This is a genomic window from Undibacterium sp. TC9W (assembly GCF_049339865.1).
Lineage (GTDB): Bacteria > Pseudomonadota > Gammaproteobacteria > Burkholderiales > Burkholderiaceae_D > Undibacterium.
Map to the genome: position 1 here is coordinate 80467 of NZ_JBMPPJ010000011.1, position 17838 is coordinate 98304.

Below are 17838 nucleotides of genomic sequence, written 5' to 3' on the forward strand. Positions count from 1 at the left end.
TGTCCCATGCAAATCTATCTATCATTCCTTGCCGCTGCTTTATATATATCGAGCATAGTCTTGCCAGGACGCTGGCTGACGCTGTCAAATGCCGTCAGTGCCCTGGCCTGGCTGACACATGGCATGGCTTTGTGGCTGACAATCTTCCCTGATCACGCACTCAGGGTGGGCTTTGCTGTGATGTTATCTGCAGCTCTGTGGGTATCTGTGTTTGTCTGCTGGCTGGAAAACCGCAACTCTTCCCTCGATGGCCTGCGTCTGTTACTGATGCCTAATGCCGCCGTGATGGCAGTCTTGCCCAGTTTTTTTCCGGGCAGCTTGATTGCGCTGGCGGGCAAGACTGCCATGTTCCCCTGGCATGTGGTGGTTGCCATGCTGGCCTATAGCACACTGACGATCGCGGCTTTTCATGCTGTCGTCATGACAGTGCAAGACAAGCATCTGCATCAATTACGCAGGGTGAAAAAGGTGGAATGGCTCAATACTCTGATAGACAGGCTGCCTGCCTTGCTGACCATGGAAAAAATACTGTTCCGTTTTGTCCTGCTTGGTTTTGTTTTATTGACACTGACTGTCTTTTCAGGCGTGATATTTTCAGAGCAGGTGCTGGGTGTTGCTTTTAAATGGGATCACAAAACCTTGCTGTCTCTGCTGTCCTGGTTACTGTTCGCGATTTTGCTGACCGGGCGCTACTGGCGTGGCTGGCGCGGTAAAACAGTATTAAGTTTCACTCTTTCAGGATTCATCACCTTGTTGCTGGCTTATGTAGGCAGCCGTTTTGTGCTGGAAGTCTTGTTGCACAGGAGTCTGTCATGAGGTTGCTGTTCTGGCTGGGCTTGGTGATACTGGTTATCCTGGCTTTGAAGAAGAAAGCGCAGCCTCCAGCTACCAGGTCTGGTAATCCAGAGCGCCCCCTGAACCCGGAAAATGCCGGTTCACAGAATGCCGCATCTGCTGAAAACATGGTCTGCTGCGCACATTGCCAGATCTATTTGCCCGCATCAGAGGCAGTGCAGCGCGCCGGTCAGGTTTACTGCAGTCAAGAACATGCTGACCTTGCATGAGCCTGCCAGCCGCCAGGACATCCATGTCTGAAACCTACCAGGAAGTGTCTGAACCGTCACACTCATTCTGGCGCTCACTGCAAACGCTGAACGCCTCGCGTATCGTGGTGGCGGCGAGCTTGCTGATCTTGCTGAGTTTGCGCAGTGGTAAAGACATCTGGACCAGTGAACATTTGTTTGGACGTGATATTGGCCTGGCGTATTTGTCAGTGGCTATTGGCTTTGTGGTGCTCAAGCAATTGTACCCACGCCGTTTCATGTGGCAACTGACGACTCAGATACTGCTGGACATCATCATCATCTCCACCATGTATCTGGCGAGTGGTGGTAGCAAGAGCGGCCTGGGCATTTTATTTTTGTTCCCGCTGGCAGGTGCAGCGATACTGAGCCCGCTACTCTGGTCTTTCTTTTTTACGTCCATCGTCGTCCTGTTTTTATTGGGAGAGAGTGTTTATCATTATCTGCAACAGATAGATGGGGCTCCCTTTTCACAATCAGGTTTATATGGCGCCGCCTATTTTGCGGTGGTGTCTGTCGTCAACCGGTTAGCACACAATCTTATCAACCAGGAACAACTGGCAGTACAACGTGGTAACGCACTCGCCATACAACAGGCCATCAATCAACTGGTGATTGCCGACATGGGCGACGGCATCCTGGTGCTGGACCAGAATGGTTGCATGTTTGAGATCAATCCCGCAGCGGCGCGCATGCTGGGAGGCAATCTCAGCAAAGAAATGATAGGCACAGAATTGGGGAGCATAGCTGCTTTGCGCCCGATTGTTGAAGTATTGAGCAATATGCAGGCGCGCCCCAGCTTGCCTGACCGCCGCAAGGAAGAAGAAATTTCCTTCGTGTCGATACGCTGTTATCTCGACGACCCCAAACCTGAACTGGGTGAAATGGCAGCCGATACCGCCACCAGGGAACGCAATGAACGAGAACGCCCGCATTTCATCACGCACTTGAAATTGCGTTTTGTTTCTATCAAGGGTGTTAATGCTGGTGGCTTGAAAGAGCGCAATGGCAGCTATACCATCGTCTTCATGCAAGATGTGTCAGATATAGAAAATCAGGCGCAGCAACTCAAACTGGCATCCATGGGCCGCCTGACGGCCAGCATTGCCCACGAAGTGCGTAATCCGCTGTCGTCAATTTCTTATGCTGCCTCCTTATTGAATGAGGACATGTGTCACCCTGGCCAGGAAAATAAACAGGCACAACGCTTGCTGAAGATTGTTGATGACAATGTGTCACGCCTGAACCAGCTCATAGAAGATATCCTGAAGCTTTCTCGCAAGGCGCAATCGGATGTGGAACCTTATCTGGTGATGGACCAGATTGAAGAAATGGTCAGGGATTTTATAGAAACACGTAACTTGCCGGTTGATTTTATTGCAGTATTGAAAAATGAAAACTTCCTCGTCAACTTTGATCCCAGTCATTTGCGCGAAGTGGTGTTGAATCTTTTGTCGAATGCCATACGCTATGCCAGTGGGCAAACAGCCAGTATCAAACTGTTTGCCTATATTAATAGTAGCGGGCGGCAAGAGTTGCATATACAAGATGATGGACCAGCGATTCCGTATGAGGTCAGGTCGCATTTGTTTGAGCCGTTTTACACTACTTCACGTATGGGCACTGGCCTGGGCTTGTATATGGCAAGGGAGTTGTGTTTGAATAACCATGCCTTGCTCGATTATGAATACAGGGTTGAAGAAACCGAAGAAGGCAAGACCGAGCCCAGCGGGCGTTTTGTAATTAATTTCTCTGGATATAGTGCATGAGTATGATTGAAGCTGCGGCCTGTCCCCGCATCCTGGTAGTGGATGATGAGGCGCATCTGCGCGAACTGCTGGAGATTACCCTCATCAAAATGGGGCTGGATGTCGATAGCGCAGAAACCCTGGCACTGGCCCGCGCCCATCTGAGCAAGCGTAGCTATGCACTGGTACTGACCGATATGCGTCTGCCGGACGGCTCGGGTATGGAGCTGGTACAGGAAGTCAGTGCACTATATAAAAATACGCCTATCGCCGTGATTACCGCTTTTGGTAGCGCCGACAATGCCGTGGTTGCCTTGAAGGCCGGTGCTTTCGACTATGTCTCCAAGCCAGTGGCGCTTGACCAGTTGCGCAAACTGGTCAGGTCGGCCCTGCAAACCAATGAGGTTCAAAAAGTACAACTGGCGACGCCGGAAAAACTGAACGTTCCCGCCAGTTCTTTCATGATAGGCCAGTCACAAGGCATGCAAGAGGTCAGGGCACAGATCAGTCGTCTGGCACGAAGCATGGCACCGGTTATTATTACCGGCGAATCGGGTAGCGGCAAGGAGTTGGCGGCGCGCGAAATACACACTAGCAGTGCCAGGGCCGATAAACCTTTTATCGCCGTCAATTGCGGGGCAATCCCCGAGACCTTGATGGAAGCTGAATTCTTTGGTTACAGAAAAGGTGCATTTACCGGTGCGGCTGATGACAGGGAAGGTTTTTTTCAGGCTGCCAACGGCGGCACCCTGATGCTTGATGAAGTAGCCGACCTGCCTTTGCCCATGCAAGTCAAGTTGCTGCGTGCCATACAGGAACGACGGGTACGCAAGGTAGGTGCGACCGTGGAAGAGGCGGTCGATGTGCGCATCATCAGTGCGACCCATCAGAACCTGGCGATCTGTGTAGAAGAAGGGCGCTTCCGGCAAGACTTGTATTACCGCCTGAATGTCATTGAATTGCACTTGCCACCCCTGCGCGAAAGACTGGAGGATATTGTCGAGCTGTCGCGCAATATCCTCAAAAAACTGACCGGCAACGATGTTGATATGTCAGTAGAGGCAATTGATGCATTGATCAGTTATGACTTTCCCGGCAATGTGCGTGAGCTGGAAAACATACTGGAACGTGCAGTCGCTTTTGCCAATGATGGCTGCATAGAGGTCAGCGACCTGGCCTTGCGCGGAACCAGGAAGTTGCCTGAGCTGCCGGTAGTGCAACCGGTACCTACTGCCGTTATCAGTAATCAAGGTCAGGCTGTTATGGATACACCTCCTGTTATAGTGCAGGATGTATTCGCCGCCCCGGGCTTGCCTTGTTCGCTGCCTGACTATCTTGAAAGCGTGGAGCGCGAAATGATACGCCGTGCCCTGCACCAGACCCGCAACAACCGGACCCAGGCGGCAGAATTGCTGGGCGTCAGCTTCCGGCAACTGCGCTACCAGATACAAAAATTGAAGATACAGGAATAAATGATTTAGTTCCCTTTTTAACGACCCAGGCCGACAGTGTCTGGGTTTTTGCCTGCTTGCGGCCTGTCCGTCTTAGCCCCAAGACCACAATCATCCTCGCTTCATTGATCTCACTGCCGACACTTTCTTATTTCCTTTTTGGATGCGTTTGTCATGTAACTGCAAGACCTTGCGCCTAGCATGATTTGTCACGTTAGTGGCCGCTCTCGGCTGGACTTACGCATTTCTGTGCTTTGCGAAAGTCAACACCCCGTACACATATTTACAGAAAAAATAATTCAATTAATTAAATAAAAAGCGGTTGCATATCGCCTGTTGGGGCACTAGAATTAGGGCAAATAAAAATTAGCGTACTAGATGTAGTGGTTTTCAGAATTTGTTTGTTTTCTTGCCTTGCTTCAATTTCCCTCATGTTTTGCAATTGAATTTGTGTCTGATGTAAACAAAATAAACCGGATTTGGCGAATTTTCGCCGCATCCGGCTGTAAGCCTTGCTGCACCTTACTTGCTTAACTGCCTAGTCGCTTCACTGTTTAACCCCCATGCCCGGCAAAGTCGTCGCACCTCAACTTTGCTGGCAAAAAATAACACCGCATCCGGAGGATCAATGCACTCTTCTATTGAAACATCTACCACGTCCAAGCCAGAACTTGGGTCGGTTTTGAATATGGCAACAACACCTGTCACTAACAGCCACAGCAACTATAGCGAATACCGCATCATTCGCCGTAATGGTTCAGTGGTTGGTTTCGAACCGTCCAAAATCGCCATCGCCATGACCAAGGCGTTTCTGGCAGTGAATGGTGGACATGGTGCAGAATCTGCCCGGGTACGTGAACTGGTAGAGCAACTGACAGCCAGCGTGGTGGCAGCCTTGCTGCGCCGCCAGCCTGCCGGTGGTACTTTTCATATAGAAGATGTGCAAGACCAGGTTGAGTTGGCGCTGATGCGCTCAGGCGAACATGATGTCGCCCGTTCATATGTTTTGTACCGCGCCAAACGCATGGAAGAACGCCGCCGCGTCAATGATGCGCCTGGCCATGCAGAAGCCGCTGTGCCGCAATTGCACGTCATTGTTGACGGCCAGTCCCGTCCACTGGACGTGGCAGAAGTACGCAAGATGATTGCCGCTGCCTGCCTGGGTCTCGACAAGCTGGCTGATCCCGATGCGATTCTGGCAGAGACCTTGAAAAACCTGTACGACGGCGTACCGGTAGAAGAATTGTATAAATCCGCCATCCTGGCTGCCCGCGCGCTAATGGAAAAAGAGCCGGCCTACAGCCAGGTCACGGCTCGTTTGCTGCTGCATACAGTCCGCAAAGAGGTGTTTGGCAAAGAAGTGGCGCAACAGGATGCCGCAGCAGAATACCTTGATTATTTCCCTAGATTTATCAAGAAGGGCATAGAAGCCGATTTGCTGGATGCCAAACTGGGTCAGTTTGATTTGAAGAAACTGGCAAATGCCCTGGTTGCTGACCGCGATCTGCAATTTGGTTATATTGGTCTGCAAACTTTGTATGACCGTTACTTCCTGCATGTACGCGGTACCCGCATAGAAATGCCTCAGGCTTTCTACATGCGTGTAGCGATGGGCTTGTCCCTGAATGAAATCGACCGCGAAACCCGCGCCATAGAATTTTACAATCTGCTGTCCAGCTTTGACTTCATGAGCTCGACACCTACCTTGTTCAATTCCGGCACACAACGCTCACAACTGTCTTCCTGCTACCTGACCACAGTTGCCGATGACCTCGATGGCATCTACGAAGCCATCAAGGAAAATGCTTTGCTGGCAAAATACGCCGGTGGCCTGGGCAATGACTGGACACCAGTACGCTCACTCGGCGCGCATATTAAAGGCACCAATGGTAAATCTCAGGGTGTTGTGCCTTTCCTCAAAGTTGTCAATGACACGGCAGTCGCTGTTAACCAGGGCGGTAAGCGCAAAGGCGCGGTGTGCGCCTACCTGGAAACCTGGCACATGGACATCGAAGAATTCCTCGACCTGCGCAAAAACACAGGCGATGATCGCCGCCGTACGCATGACATGAATACCTCGAACTGGATTCCTGACCTGTTCATGAAGCGTGTCATGGAAAAAGGCGACTGGACTTTGTTCTCCCCATCCGATGTGCCTGACCTGCATGACAAATTTGGTAAGGCTTTCGAACAGGCTTATGTCGCTTATGAAGCAAAAGCAGCCAAGGGCGAACTGACTCTGTCCAAAAAAATCCCGGCGCTGGACTTGTGGCGCAAGATGCTGTCCATGCTGTTTGAAACTGGCCATCCATGGATCACTTTTAAAGATCCTTGCAATATCCGTTCGCCACAACAGCACGTCGGCGTGGTCCATAGCTCCAATTTGTGCACAGAAATCACCCTGAACACCAACGACAGTGAGATCGCGGTATGTAATCTGGGTTCGGTCAACATGCCTGCCCACATGAAAGACGGTAAGCTGGATCACATTAAATTACAAAAAACTGTGCGTACAGCGATGCGTATGCTGGATAACGTCATCGACATCAACTACTATGCAGTGAAGAAGGCGCGCGATTCCAATCTGCGTCACCGTCCTGTCGGTATGGGTATCATGGGTTTCCAGGATTGCCTGCACATGATGCGCATCCCTTATGCATCGATGGATGCTGTACAGTTCGCTGATACTTCCATGGAAGCCGTCTGCTATTACGCTTATTGGGCATCGACAGAACTGGCTGAAGAGCGTGGCCGTTACAGTTCTTACCCTGGCTCTTTGTGGGACCGTGGCATCCTGCCGCAAGATTCCCTGAAGATGCTGGCCGAAGAACGCGGCGGTTATCTGGAAGCTGACTTCTCGGAAACCATGGACTGGTACCCATTGCGTGACCGCATCAAGAAATTTGGCATGCGCAATTCCAATTGCGTGGCGATTGCGCCGACTGCAACAATTTCTAACATTATTGGTGTGGCCGCCTGTATCGAGCCGACTTACCAGAACCTGTATGTGAAGTCGAATCTGTCCGGTGAATTTACCGAGATCAATGAACACCTGGTGCGCGATCTGAAAGAGCGCGGCATGTGGGACGAAGTCATGATCTCTGACCTGAAATACTTTGACGGCAGTCTGGCCCGTATCGACCGCATCCCGGAAGATCTGCGTGCCCTTTATGCAACTGCATTTGAAATCAGCCCATCCTGGCTGGTCGAGGCAGCTGCGCGTCGTCAAAAATGGATAGATCAGGCGCAGTCCCTGAACATCTATATGGCAGGCGCATCAGGCAAGAAACTGGATGAGACTTACAAGCTGGCCTGGTTGCGTGGTTTGAAAACCACTTACTACCTGCGTACCATAGGTGCAACGCATACTGAAAAATCCACCAGCAAAACCGGTGCATTGAATGCGGTAGGTGTCGATGGTAATGGTGGTACTTATGGTGCAGCAGCAACTGGCAGCAGCGCAGCAGCTCAGGAAACTGATGGCCCGGCCTGCATGTTGCGTCCTGGTGACGCCGGTTTCGAAGAATGCGAAGCCTGCCAATAAGTGTCAAAAAGTAAGTGTCAAAAATTGCGGGAAGAAGCGTTGCTTCTTCCCTCTGAAGAATAAGCTGTTACAAAAGTAAGGAAATAAATAATGTTATCTTGGGATGATGAAGTCAAGCCGGCAGCTCCGGCACCACGTCAGGTCACTGGCCAGGATTTGCAGCCTCGCCTGCAGACTCAGGATATTGCCCTCAATCCTGCGCTGGTCAGCAAGCCAGTGCCAGTCGCCGCAGAAGATGTGGCCCGCCGCGTGAACGCTGCCGACAAGCGCATCATCAATGGTACTACCGACGTCAATCAACTGGTTCCCTTCAAATACAAATGGGCCTGGGATAAATATCTGGCAGGTTGCGCCAATCACTGGATGCCACAAGAGATCAATATGCAACGTGATATTGAACTCTGGAAAGACCCAAATGGTCTGACAGAAGATGAGCGCCGTTTAGTAAAACGTAATCTTGGTTTCTTTGTGACTGCCGATTCTCTGGCTGCCAACAATATCGTACTCGGCACCTACCGCCATATCACGGCACCGGAATGCCGCCAGTACTTGTTGCGTCAGGCATTTGAAGAAGCTATTCATACCCACGCTTATCAATACATCGTTGAATCGCTGGGTCTGGATGAGGCAGAAATTTTCAATGCCTATAATGAAGTTGATTCTATCCGCGACAAGGATCAGTTCCTGATTCCTTTCATCGACGTGTTAACCGATCCTGCATTCAAGACTGGCACCACCGAGGCAGATCAGACTTTGCTGAAGTCCCTGATCGTTTTTGCCTGCCTGATGGAAGGCCTGTTTTTCTATGTCGGCTTCACACAAATTCTGGCGCTTGGCCGTCAAAATAAAATGATGGGTGCGGCAGAACAATATCAATACATCTTGCGCGATGAATCGATGCACTGCAATTTTGGGATCGATTTAATCAATACAATTAAGATGGAAAATCCGCATTTGTGGACGCCAGCATTTCGCGATGAAATTAAATCGTTGTTTTTGCGTGCTGTGGAGTTGGAATATCGTTACGCAGAGGATACAATGCCGCGTGGAGTGCTCGGTTTGAATGCGCCAATGTTCAAAGGTTATTTACGGTTCATTGCAAATCGCCGCGCACAACAAATTGGTCTCGAAACGCTGTTCCCTCAGGAAGAAAATCCTTTCCCTTGGATGAGTGAAATGATAGACCTGAAAAAAGAGCGCAACTTTTTCGAGACACGTGTGATTGAGTATCAAACTGGTGGAGCCCTCAACTGGGAATAAGCGCTGAAGACAGCGACCACCAAAATCCGGATCAGGGATTTCTGATCAAGTAGTGCGAGCAGGTTGATTGAAGTTTTTAATGTGATGTTGAATTTGGGCTTGCAAGACCCCAGATAGAAAAGGCAGCCACAAGAATTCATCAAATCAGGAAACGCCGCAAGCTGTCAGTATCCCCCGGGATTGCTCATGATTTGCACAAGATGTAAAACGCGAGAGGCCTCACCAAACTGAATGGACAGTCATAGACAACATTGTTTTGAACTGTTAGTGCCGCAATACCTGGCTACACTGGGTATTGTGGCTATTGGTTTTTGTATTTCGCAAAAGAATACCGGCGTCTGCAATTAATGCAGGCGTTTTTGGGTTTGCCGCCAGGCGAGGAGCCGGCATTAAGCAGCATTAAGCAAACCAGGATGGCTGAAGTGCCCCATCAATAGAGGGGATGGAGCAGTTCGGCCGGTGCAGAATTCATTAGCGCAAACAGCGATCATGTTTGTGCCGATGAATAATCCGCTTGAATGGATCGAGCGGATTTAATTTTTATCTGATTTTTTCCATCTCAATCGAAGGAGAAACAAAATGGCAACAGCACCACAACCGTCCCCGGACGAACCAGCAGCAGCAAAGAAACCTGCTGCAAAAAAAGCCGCAGCTAAAACAGCAAAACCAGCTGCAAAAAAAGTAGCCGCCAAGCCAGCAGCTAAAGCTGCAGCAAAACCGGCAGCAAAGGCAGCAGCCAAGCCAGCAGCTAAAGCGACTAAGGCAGCAGCCAAGCCAGCAGCTAAAGCGACTAAGGCAGCAGCCAAGCCAGCAGCTAAAGCGACTAAGGCAGCAGCTAAGCCAGCAGCAAAAGCGACTAAGGCAGCAGCTAAGCCAGCCGCTAAAGCGACTAAGGCAGCAGCTAAACCAGCCGCTAAAGCGACTAAGGCAGCAGCTAAGCCAGCCGCTAAAGCGACTAAGGCAGCAGTTAAACCAGCAGCTAAAGCGACTAAGGCAGCAGCCAAGCCAGCCGCTAAAGCGACTAAGGCAGCAGCTAAACCAGCCGCTAAAGCGACTAAGGCAGCAGCCAAGCCAGCCGCTAAAGCGACTAAGGCAGCAGCTAAGCCAGCCGCTAAAGCGACTAAGGCAGCAGCTAAACCAGCAGCGAAAAAAGCAGCAGCTAAGCCAGCAGCAAAAGCCACTAAGGCAGCAGCTAAGCCAGTAGCGAAAAAAGCAGCAGCTAAGCCAGCAGCAAAAGCGACTAAGGCAGCAGCTAAACCAGCGGCTAAAGCAACTAAGGCAGCGGCTAAGCCAGCAGCAAAAGCTACCAAGGCAGCAGCCAAGCCAGCCAAGGCAGCGGCTAAACCAGCAGCAAAAGCTGCTGCCAAGCCAGCCAAAGCAGCGAAGCCAGCAGCAGCGAAGCCAGCAGCAAAAAAAGCGGCGGCTAAGCCAGCCGCTAAAAAGGCCGCTCCAGCAAAACCAGCGACACCTGATGCAAAAACAGTTGTAAGTCCAAATGCAGCATGGCCTTTCCCAACTGGTAATCGCCCAGCATAATCTTTGATATGCTTGGTGGCCTGGTTTTATTCAGGCACAATACCCACTGTCTGATTCGTCATGCAGTGGGTTTTTTTTAAGGGTGTGCCGTGTTACTGAATAATTTAATTTATGTCATCAAAGCCGTCACAGGGGTATTTGCCGGCTTTTTGTTACTGCGTTTCTGGATGCAGGCACAACGCATACGGCCGCCAGCATCAATGGCGCAAGCCATTTTTAAATTGACTGACTGGCTGGTACATCCTATCCGCCGTGTTATTCCCGGTTTTGCTGGTTATGACTGGGCGACACTGATAGGTGCCTTGCTGGTTGCCCTGGCGACAGCGGGTTTTATCGTCTGGCTGGTGCTGCCTGTATTCATGGTTGAGCAGGTTTTCATCATGGCAGGCATCATGATGGCGCAATGGATCATTTACGAGATCATGGCCTTGCTGCTGCTGGAGGTATTGTTTAGCTGGGTCAACCCAAGCGCGCCTTTCGCGCCTTTTGTGCGAGCCTTGAACGAGCCCTTTCTGAAACCAGTGAGGAAACTCATCCCTGCCATCGGCGGCCTGGATTTTTCCCCTATGATTATTTTGATCTTGTTGCAGGTCTTGATTAACTCTATCTCCTGAGTCTGGAAAAATAAATTCCAAGGATGAAGTTCTAAAAAACAGCTATCAGTAACCAGGTTTAAAAAACCTGGTTACTGAACCTTGATTTTAGGTACCTTGTTTAGACGCCTAATTTCAGACACTTATTTGGATACTTATTGGGATATTTATTTAGATACTCACTCAGCGCTGGATACGCTGGCAGTGGATTGCCGTATCACCAGTTGCGACTTCAGCATTTCCCGCCTTAATGGTGCCTCAGGATCAACAATGCGGTTGACCAGTATCTGTGCCGTTAGATTACCTATGGCCTGCTTGGGCTGGGCTATCGTCGTCAATGGCGGGGTACTGAACGAGGCCAGGGCAATATCATCGTAACCGATGACGGACAAGGCTTCCGGTATCTTGATGCCAGCCTCATTGGCTGCCCTGATGCCACCTATCGCCATCAAATCATTACTCGCAAAAATGGCTGTGGGCCGCTGTGGCAGCGCCAGCAATTGCTGGAAAGCGTTAAAGCCACCCTGACTGGTAAAGTCGGCATGCAGCAGATATGCGCTATTGAATTCCAGCCCTGCTTCCTGTAGGGCGCGGCGGTAGCCAGTGACGCGGTCACCACTGGGTAACAGGATGTCGGGTCCGGCAACGCAGGCAATACGCTTGTGACCAAGTCCTATCAGATAACGGGTTGCTTCATAGCCACCCTGTTCATGGTCAGCTTCGATAAAGTCAGCTACCACGCCCGACACTTCGCGATCTACCAGCACCTTGGGTATGCCTTCGTCGGCCAGCAATTGCGTCAGCTCTTCATCTGAACCGGAGGACACCAGGATCAGGCCATCGATACGTTTTTCCATCAGCACGCGGATATAGGCCGCCTGCTTCTTTGGATCATCGTAGGAATTGCACAGGATAATGTTATAGCCCAGCTTGAATGAAGCATCTTCTATCCCCTGTATGATTTCGGCAAAATAGGGATTGGAATTATTCGGTATCATCATACCCAGGGTGTGGGTGCGGTCGTTCTTGAGGCTGCGGGCAACAGCGCTGGGGATGTAGCGCAATTCCTGTATCACGGCCAGTACACGTTCGCGTGCATCTTCACTGACGACACGGGTATTATTGATGACGTGAGAAACCGTGGTCGTTGAAACCCGGGCTTTCTCTGCGACTTGCTTCATTGTTGCCATAAGATTCCTGCCTTTCTGTGCCAAGATTATGACGCAGGATGAGGCTCATGGCGCATATTTTCTGTAATAACTATGTACTAATCTATTTGCTAATCGATGTACTAATAATAGAGAGAGATTTCTGATGAACGATCTTGTCATACGCAATGCCAGTTTGCCAGATGGTCGCAAGGGTATCGATATTGCCATTCAGGACGGCCGTATCACAGCCGTTGATGTGGCTTTGCCTGTCAGTGCGGCAGAAAAAATCAATGCCAACGGTAACCTGGTGACACCGCCATTCGTCGATGCCCACTTCCATATGGATGCTGTGCTCAGCTACGGTTTGCCACGGGTTAACCAGTCCGGCACTTTGCTCGAAGGCATAGCCTTATGGGGTGAACTGAAACCCATGCTGACACAAGAAGCGCTGGTCGAGCGCGCCATGCGTTATTGCGACTGGGCGGTGGGGCGGGGTTTGCTGGCAGTGCGCTCGCATGTTGATATCTGCGATGACCGTTTGCTGGCAGTCGAAGCCTTGCTGGAAGTGAAACGCCGCGTTGCCCCTTATCTGGATTTGCAACTGGTGGCCTTTCCACAAGATGGTATCTTGCGTAGCGCAACCGCCATGGATAATCTCAAGCGTTCCATTGCCATGGGTGTCGATGTGGTCGGCGGCATACCGCATTTTGAACGTACCATGGCTGACGGTGCAGAGTCGGTACGACTGCTGTGTGAATTCGCCGCCGACAAAGGCCTGCGCGTGGATATGCATTGCGATGAGTCGGATGATCCTTTGTCGCGCCATATAGAAACCCTGGCTTATCACACGCACAGGCTGGGCATGCAGGGACGTGTAGCCGGTTCGCACCTAACCTCCATGCACTCCATGGACAATTACTATGTCAGCAAATTATTGCCATTGATACGCGAAGCCGGCGTGGCTGCCATCGCCAATCCTCTGATTAATATCACCTTGCAGGGCCGCCACGATACTTATCCCAAGCGCCGCGGCATGACTCGCGTGCCCGAGATGCTGGCGGCAGGCATAGAAGTCGCTTTCGGCCATGACTGCGTGATGGACCCCTGGTACAGCCTGGGTTCTGGTGACATGCTCGAAGTAGCGCAAATGGGCCTGCATGTGGCGCAGATGACAGGGCAGGATGCGATGCGCCAGTGCTTCCAGGCAGTGACCGCCGCGCCCGCACGCATATTGGGCCTGGAAGGATATGGTCTGGAAGTTGGCTGCAATGCCGATCTGGTAATACTCGATGCCAGCGACCCTGTAGAAGCAATACGCTTGCGCGCCACCCGCACCCATGTGCTGCGCCGCGGCAAAATCATTAGCCAGACGCCAGTGCCACATGCGAATTTGAATTTGCCAGGACGGCCAGGGCAGGTGGATTTCAGGTCGAAGAACTGAAGCTACTAGGGTGTGTTGACATATCTACTTTACATGAGGGCTGTTAACTTTTCCGAAAATGTGTTTACATCCTTGAATTTGGGCGAATCAAGGATGTCGAAAATGTTGTTGCGTGACGATCAATGGGCAAGAATAGAGAGGCTGTTGCCTGGACGAACAGGAGGCGGAGGCAGGTCTGGTGGAAATGACAGGCTGTTTATTGAAGCAGTGTTGTGGATAGCCCGCACAGGTAGTCCGTGGCGAGATTTGCCGGTTGAGTTTGGCTACTGGAACACGGTCTATACGCGCTTTGCGCGGTGGTCTGAGCGAGATAGTTGGCAAAGTATTTTTTCTGTGTTGCGAGAAGAAGCTGATTTTGAAGAGGTGTACCTTGATAGCACAGTGGTGAGAGCACACCAACACGCAGCGGGCGCTGCCAAAAAAAAGGAGAGCAAGCTCTTGGCCGTTCTCGATGGGGATTGACTACTAAAATTCATGTATGTGTGGAAGGCTTGGGGCAAGCAGCCCGTTTCCTGCTTACTCGGGGGCATTGTCATGATGTGACGCAAGCAGAGGCATTACTCAAAGACCTACAGCCAGGAGCAGTACTGGCAGACAAAGCTTATGATGCCAATGCTTTGATTGCGCGCATTCAAGAGAGAAATGCTAAGGTTGTGATCCCGTCAAAATCGAACCGGAAAGAGCCAAGAGAAATTGATGCATTTCAGTATCGCAACCGCAATGTAATCGAACGTTTTTTTGCGAGAATCAAACAATTCAGACGAATTGCAACACGCTATGACAAGTTGGCTTCTCGCTTCGCCTCATTCTTCGCTATTGTTGCTTCTTTTGAATGGCTAAAATGATATGTCAACACGCCCTAGTATAGAGCGCTAAAGCAAAGACATGAGCAGAGGTTAGGGCAGCGTGCCATGACACGCTGCTTCATTCTATATTGATCAGAGCTGTGCAAAAGCCTTTTCCGCTGCAGCAATTGTATCGGCAATGATGGCATCATCATGTTGCGCAGAAACAAAGCCCGCTTCAAAAGCAGATGGCGCCAGATAAACGCCCTGGTCCAGCATCAGGTGGAAGAAGTGGTTGAATCTTTCCTTGTCGCTGGCCATCATGGCGGCATAAGAACCTGGTACTTCATTTGCAAAATACAGGCCAAACATGCCACCAACGGCATCTGCGCAGAAGGTGACGCCAGCAGCTTTGGCAGCAGCACTCAGGCCATCCACCAGCTTGCGGGTTTGCGCTGTCAGGTTTTCATAGAAGCCTGCCTGCTGGATAATTTTCAGGGTAGTCATGCCCGCTGCCACCGCAACAGGGTTGCCTGACAAAGTGCCAGCCTGATACACGCCACCCAAAGGTGCCATGTGACCCATCAACTCAGCGCGGCCACCAAAGGCGGCGACCGGCAAACCACCACCGATTACCTTGCCCAGGCAAGTCAGGTCTGCCTGTACGCCATACAATGCCTGCGCACCATGCAGGCCTACACGGAAGCCGCACATCACTTCATCAAAAATCAAAACGCTGCCATGTGCAGTACACAGCTTGCGCATGGTGTCGATGAATTCTTGCGTGGCGCGTATCAGGTTCATGTTGCCGGCGACTGGTTCAACGATGATACATGCGATCTGGTCGCCGATGGACTTGAACACTTCTTCCAGTTGTTCGCAATTATTGTAGTCAAGCACCAGGGTATGTTTGCTGAAGTCTTCAGGCACACCAGCAGAAGTCGGGTTGCCAAATGTCAGCAAGCCACTGCCAGCCTTGACCAGTAAGGAGTCGGCATGACCGTGGTAGCAGCCTTCAAATTTGATGATCTTGTCGCGCTTGGTGGCGCCACGAGCCAGGCGCAGGGCGCTCATGGTGGCTTCGGTGCCGCTGGATACCAGACGCACTTGTTCTATGCTGGGCACGAGTTTGCAGATTTCTTCTGCCATCTCGACTTCACCTTCGGTCGGTGCACCAAAGCTCAGGCCGCGGGCGGCAGCTTCCTGTACTGCGCTGATGACTTCTGGATGGGCATGGCCAACGATGGCCGGGCCCCATGAACCTATGTAATCGATATAGCGCTTGTCTTCTGCATCCCAAAAATAAGGGCCGGCTGCGCGCGTGATAAAACGCGGCGTGCCGCCGACGGAACGAAAAGCCCGTACAGGGGAATTGACGCCACCAGGCGTGGTCTTTTGGGCGCGGGCAAACAGGATGTCGTTTTTGTCGGTCATGATGGAGCTTCAATAAGTAATGATGCAAAGAGGATGTCTGTAAATAAAGACGTATATATTAGTGAGTGCAGTATTGGCTGGCGAATATTGCTTGATGATGACTGGTCGATGATTTCCGGCTGAAGATCAGCTGGCTTCCCTGGCCCAGAAATAACGGTCTGGTATCAACCTGCCCATGCCCAGCCTTTGTGCATGGCTTAATGCAGCGTGGGTAAACTCCTGCGCTTCCAATACAGCTTCCGGGATTTCCAGTCCATTCGCCAGCAGGGCGGCAATCGCCGCAGACAATGTGGAACCTGCGCCTGCATGTGAGCCCGGCAAGCGCTGCCAGCTGTCGCGCCTGACGACGCCGGATTCATTATATAAAGTGTTAACCACCTCACCAGTTTCACCCGCTGTGCCCGTGACTAATATATACTCGCAGCCGGATTCGATCAGCGTCATGGTGTCGGCTGCCTGGTCTTCGGTTTCTGCCACAGCGTCGCCCTCGGTGTTTTCTTTCCAGGTTTCTGCCAGGCGCGATAACTCCACGGCAGAGATCATCAGCAGGCTGGCTTGTGGAATTAATAATTCACGGATTGCCAAAACCAGGTCTTCTGCCTCTGGCCCTTGTTCTGTCAGGGCAGCATTGAAGGGGTCAAGTACCAGCGGCAGTTCAGGATAGTCAGAAACGATCTCGGCGATGACGGTGACATTCTCGACGCTGCCTGCCTGACCGACTTTAAAAGCCAGTACGGGCATGTCTTCGAGCACGGTACGTGCCTGTTCATCGACTAAATCTCCATCAAGTGGATGTAAATCATCGATTTGCGATGTATCACCAGTTAAAATGGCGGTGATGACAGGCAGTCCATGGCAGCCCATGGCTGCAAACGATGCCAGATCGGCATGGATACCGGTGGCGGCAACAGGATCTGATGCGCCAAAGCTAAGTATTAGTGGAGAAATTTGGTTTTGCACGTTGGGTAGATTAATATAGCTGACTTCGTGAGGACTTATTTACTCGCGCAAATGCCATTAGTAACACATTGCAAACAGAATATTTGCAGCAGTTTCAATATTTTACTTGATTGAAGGGTTTTAGTCGTGACTGATACGGTAACGGAAAAGGGTGGTTTCAAGGCTTGGATGTGCTTGATTTGCGGTTGGGTATATGATGAAGAGCAAGGCTCCCCTGAAGACGGAATTCCGGCTGGTACCAAATGGGAAGACGTACCCATGAATTGGACCTGTCCCGAGTGCGGCGCGCGTAAAGAAGACTTCGAAATGGTGGCAATCTGATCGATTTGTCGATTTTGATGTTGCTTAATATGTTTATTCAAGGAAAAAAAGCGCAAATGTGCGATTTTTTGTTACAGTGATATGTAACCTTAATACTGCCGGGAAGAGATGATTTTATGTCAACGTTGACAGGCAACGAGAACTTGAAAATCATGGTGATTGACGATAGCAGCACCATACGCCGTTCGGCCGAGATTTTCCTTGGTCAGGCCGGATACAAAATAGTATTGGCAGAAGATGGCTTTGATGCACTTGCCAAGATTAACGATTCTCATCCAGACCTGATTTTTTGCGATATCCTCATGCCCAGGCTGGATGGATATCAAACTTGCGCTTTGATTAAAAAAAGCGCGAAATTCCGGGATACACCGGTAATCATGTTGTCTTCTAAGGACGGTTTATTTGACCGTGCCCGTGGCGCAATGGTCGGCTCTGATGAGTATCTGACCAAGCCTTTTACAAAGGACAGTCTGCTGAAAACGGTAAAGAATTACACTTCAGTGACATAGATTTATATAGTTAAGTTAGTTAA

15 protein-coding genes are annotated in these 17838 nt (G+C 50.8%); 11 read left to right on the top strand and 4 right to left on the bottom strand.

What is annotated here, in order from left to right; translation table 11 throughout:
• The first annotated feature begins 6 nt into the window (after positions 1-6).
• From ACO0LN_RS16840 to ACO0LN_RS16865, 6 genes are all read left to right on the top strand, one after another.
• Positions 7-816, top strand: a complete 810-nt coding sequence (locus ACO0LN_RS16840) for a cytochrome C assembly family protein (RefSeq protein WP_422975747.1) — start codon at positions 7-9, stop codon at positions 814-816.
• Positions 813-1064: a PP0621 family protein gene (locus ACO0LN_RS16845; RefSeq protein ID WP_422975749.1), complete on the top strand. Its 252-nt coding sequence runs from the start codon at positions 813-815 to the stop codon at positions 1062-1064. The genes ACO0LN_RS16840 and ACO0LN_RS16845 overlap by 4 nt, the downstream gene beginning before the upstream one ends.
• On the top strand, positions 1061-2851 hold the full coding sequence (locus ACO0LN_RS16850) for a sensor histidine kinase (RefSeq protein ID WP_422975751.1): 1791 nt from the start codon (positions 1061-1063) through the stop codon (positions 2849-2851). The genes ACO0LN_RS16845 and ACO0LN_RS16850 overlap by 4 nt, the downstream gene beginning before the upstream one ends.
• Positions 2848-4302 carry a sigma-54-dependent transcriptional regulator gene (locus ACO0LN_RS16855; RefSeq protein WP_422975753.1) on the top strand — a complete coding sequence of 485 codons (1455 nt, stop codon included), beginning with the start codon at positions 2848-2850 and terminating at the stop codon, positions 4300-4302. The genes ACO0LN_RS16850 and ACO0LN_RS16855 overlap by 4 nt, the downstream gene beginning before the upstream one ends.
• Positions 4303-4969: 667 nt before the next feature.
• A complete protein-coding gene (locus ACO0LN_RS16860; protein ID WP_422975932.1) occupies positions 4970-7825 on the top strand; it encodes a ribonucleoside-diphosphate reductase subunit alpha in 2856 nt (951 codons plus the stop codon).
• 90 nt (positions 7826-7915) lie between these two features.
• Positions 7916-9085, top strand: coding sequence for a ribonucleotide-diphosphate reductase subunit beta (locus tag ACO0LN_RS16865; protein WP_422975755.1), 1170 nt, complete (start codon positions 7916-7918; stop codon positions 9083-9085).
• A gap of 533 nt (positions 9086-9618) precedes the next feature.
• On the opposite strand, the gene ACO0LN_RS16870 is transcribed toward ACO0LN_RS16865, so the two are convergent.
• Positions 9619-10416 (bottom strand): hypothetical protein, encoded by a 798-nt coding sequence (locus tag ACO0LN_RS16870; protein WP_422975757.1) that lies wholly within the window; start codon positions 10414-10416, stop codon positions 9619-9621.
• Between the two features lie 294 nt (positions 10417-10710).
• Here ACO0LN_RS16870 and ACO0LN_RS16875 point away from each other — a divergent pair, with 294 nt between their 5' ends.
• Positions 10711-11235 carry a YggT family protein gene (locus ACO0LN_RS16875; protein WP_422949523.1) on the top strand — a complete coding sequence of 175 codons (525 nt, stop codon included), beginning with the start codon at positions 10711-10713 and terminating at the stop codon, positions 11233-11235.
• A gap of 158 nt (positions 11236-11393) precedes the next feature.
• Here ACO0LN_RS16875 and ACO0LN_RS16880 read toward each other — a convergent pair whose 3' ends face one another.
• Entirely contained in the window at positions 11394-12404 is a 1011-nt protein-coding gene (locus ACO0LN_RS16880) for a LacI family DNA-binding transcriptional regulator (RefSeq protein ID WP_422975759.1), read from the bottom strand.
• A 124-nt stretch (positions 12405-12528) separates the two neighbouring features.
• Here ACO0LN_RS16880 and ACO0LN_RS16885 point away from each other — a divergent pair, with 124 nt between their 5' ends.
• Together ACO0LN_RS16885 and ACO0LN_RS16890 are read left to right on the top strand one after the other, a co-directional pair.
• Positions 12529-13806: an amidohydrolase family protein gene (locus tag ACO0LN_RS16885; RefSeq protein ID WP_422975761.1), complete on the top strand. Its 1278-nt coding sequence runs from the start codon at positions 12529-12531 to the stop codon at positions 13804-13806.
• Between the two features lie 93 nt (positions 13807-13899).
• Positions 13900-14651, top strand: a protein-coding gene (locus ACO0LN_RS16890; protein WP_422975763.1) for an IS5 family transposase whose coding sequence is annotated in 2 segments (ribosomal slippage) — positions 13900-14230 and positions 14230-14651 — 753 coding nt in all. Because the reading frame shifts where the segments join, the coding sequence is not laid out codon by codon here.
• Positions 14652-14744: 93 nt separating this feature from the next.
• Here ACO0LN_RS16890 and hemL read toward each other — a convergent pair.
• Complete coding sequence (hemL, locus tag ACO0LN_RS16895; protein WP_422975765.1) at positions 14745-16025, bottom strand: glutamate-1-semialdehyde 2,1-aminomutase; 1281 nt, start codon at positions 16023-16025, stop codon at positions 14745-14747.
• 126 nt (positions 16026-16151) lie between these two features.
• Positions 16152-16985 (bottom strand): bifunctional hydroxymethylpyrimidine kinase/phosphomethylpyrimidine kinase, encoded by an 834-nt coding sequence (gene thiD / locus ACO0LN_RS16900; RefSeq protein ID WP_422975767.1) that lies wholly within the window; start codon positions 16983-16985, stop codon positions 16152-16154.
• 168 nt (positions 16986-17153) lie between these two features.
• On the opposite strand from thiD, the gene ACO0LN_RS16905 reads away from it, so the two are divergent.
• Together ACO0LN_RS16905 and ACO0LN_RS16910 are read left to right on the top strand one after the other, a co-directional pair.
• Complete coding sequence (locus ACO0LN_RS16905; protein ID WP_110255217.1) at positions 17154-17306, top strand: rubredoxin; 153 nt, start codon at positions 17154-17156, stop codon at positions 17304-17306.
• Between the two features lie 116 nt (positions 17307-17422).
• Positions 17423-17815: a response regulator gene (locus ACO0LN_RS16910; protein WP_422975769.1), complete on the top strand. Its 393-nt coding sequence runs from the start codon at positions 17423-17425 to the stop codon at positions 17813-17815.
• Positions 17816-17838 lie beyond the last annotated feature (23 nt).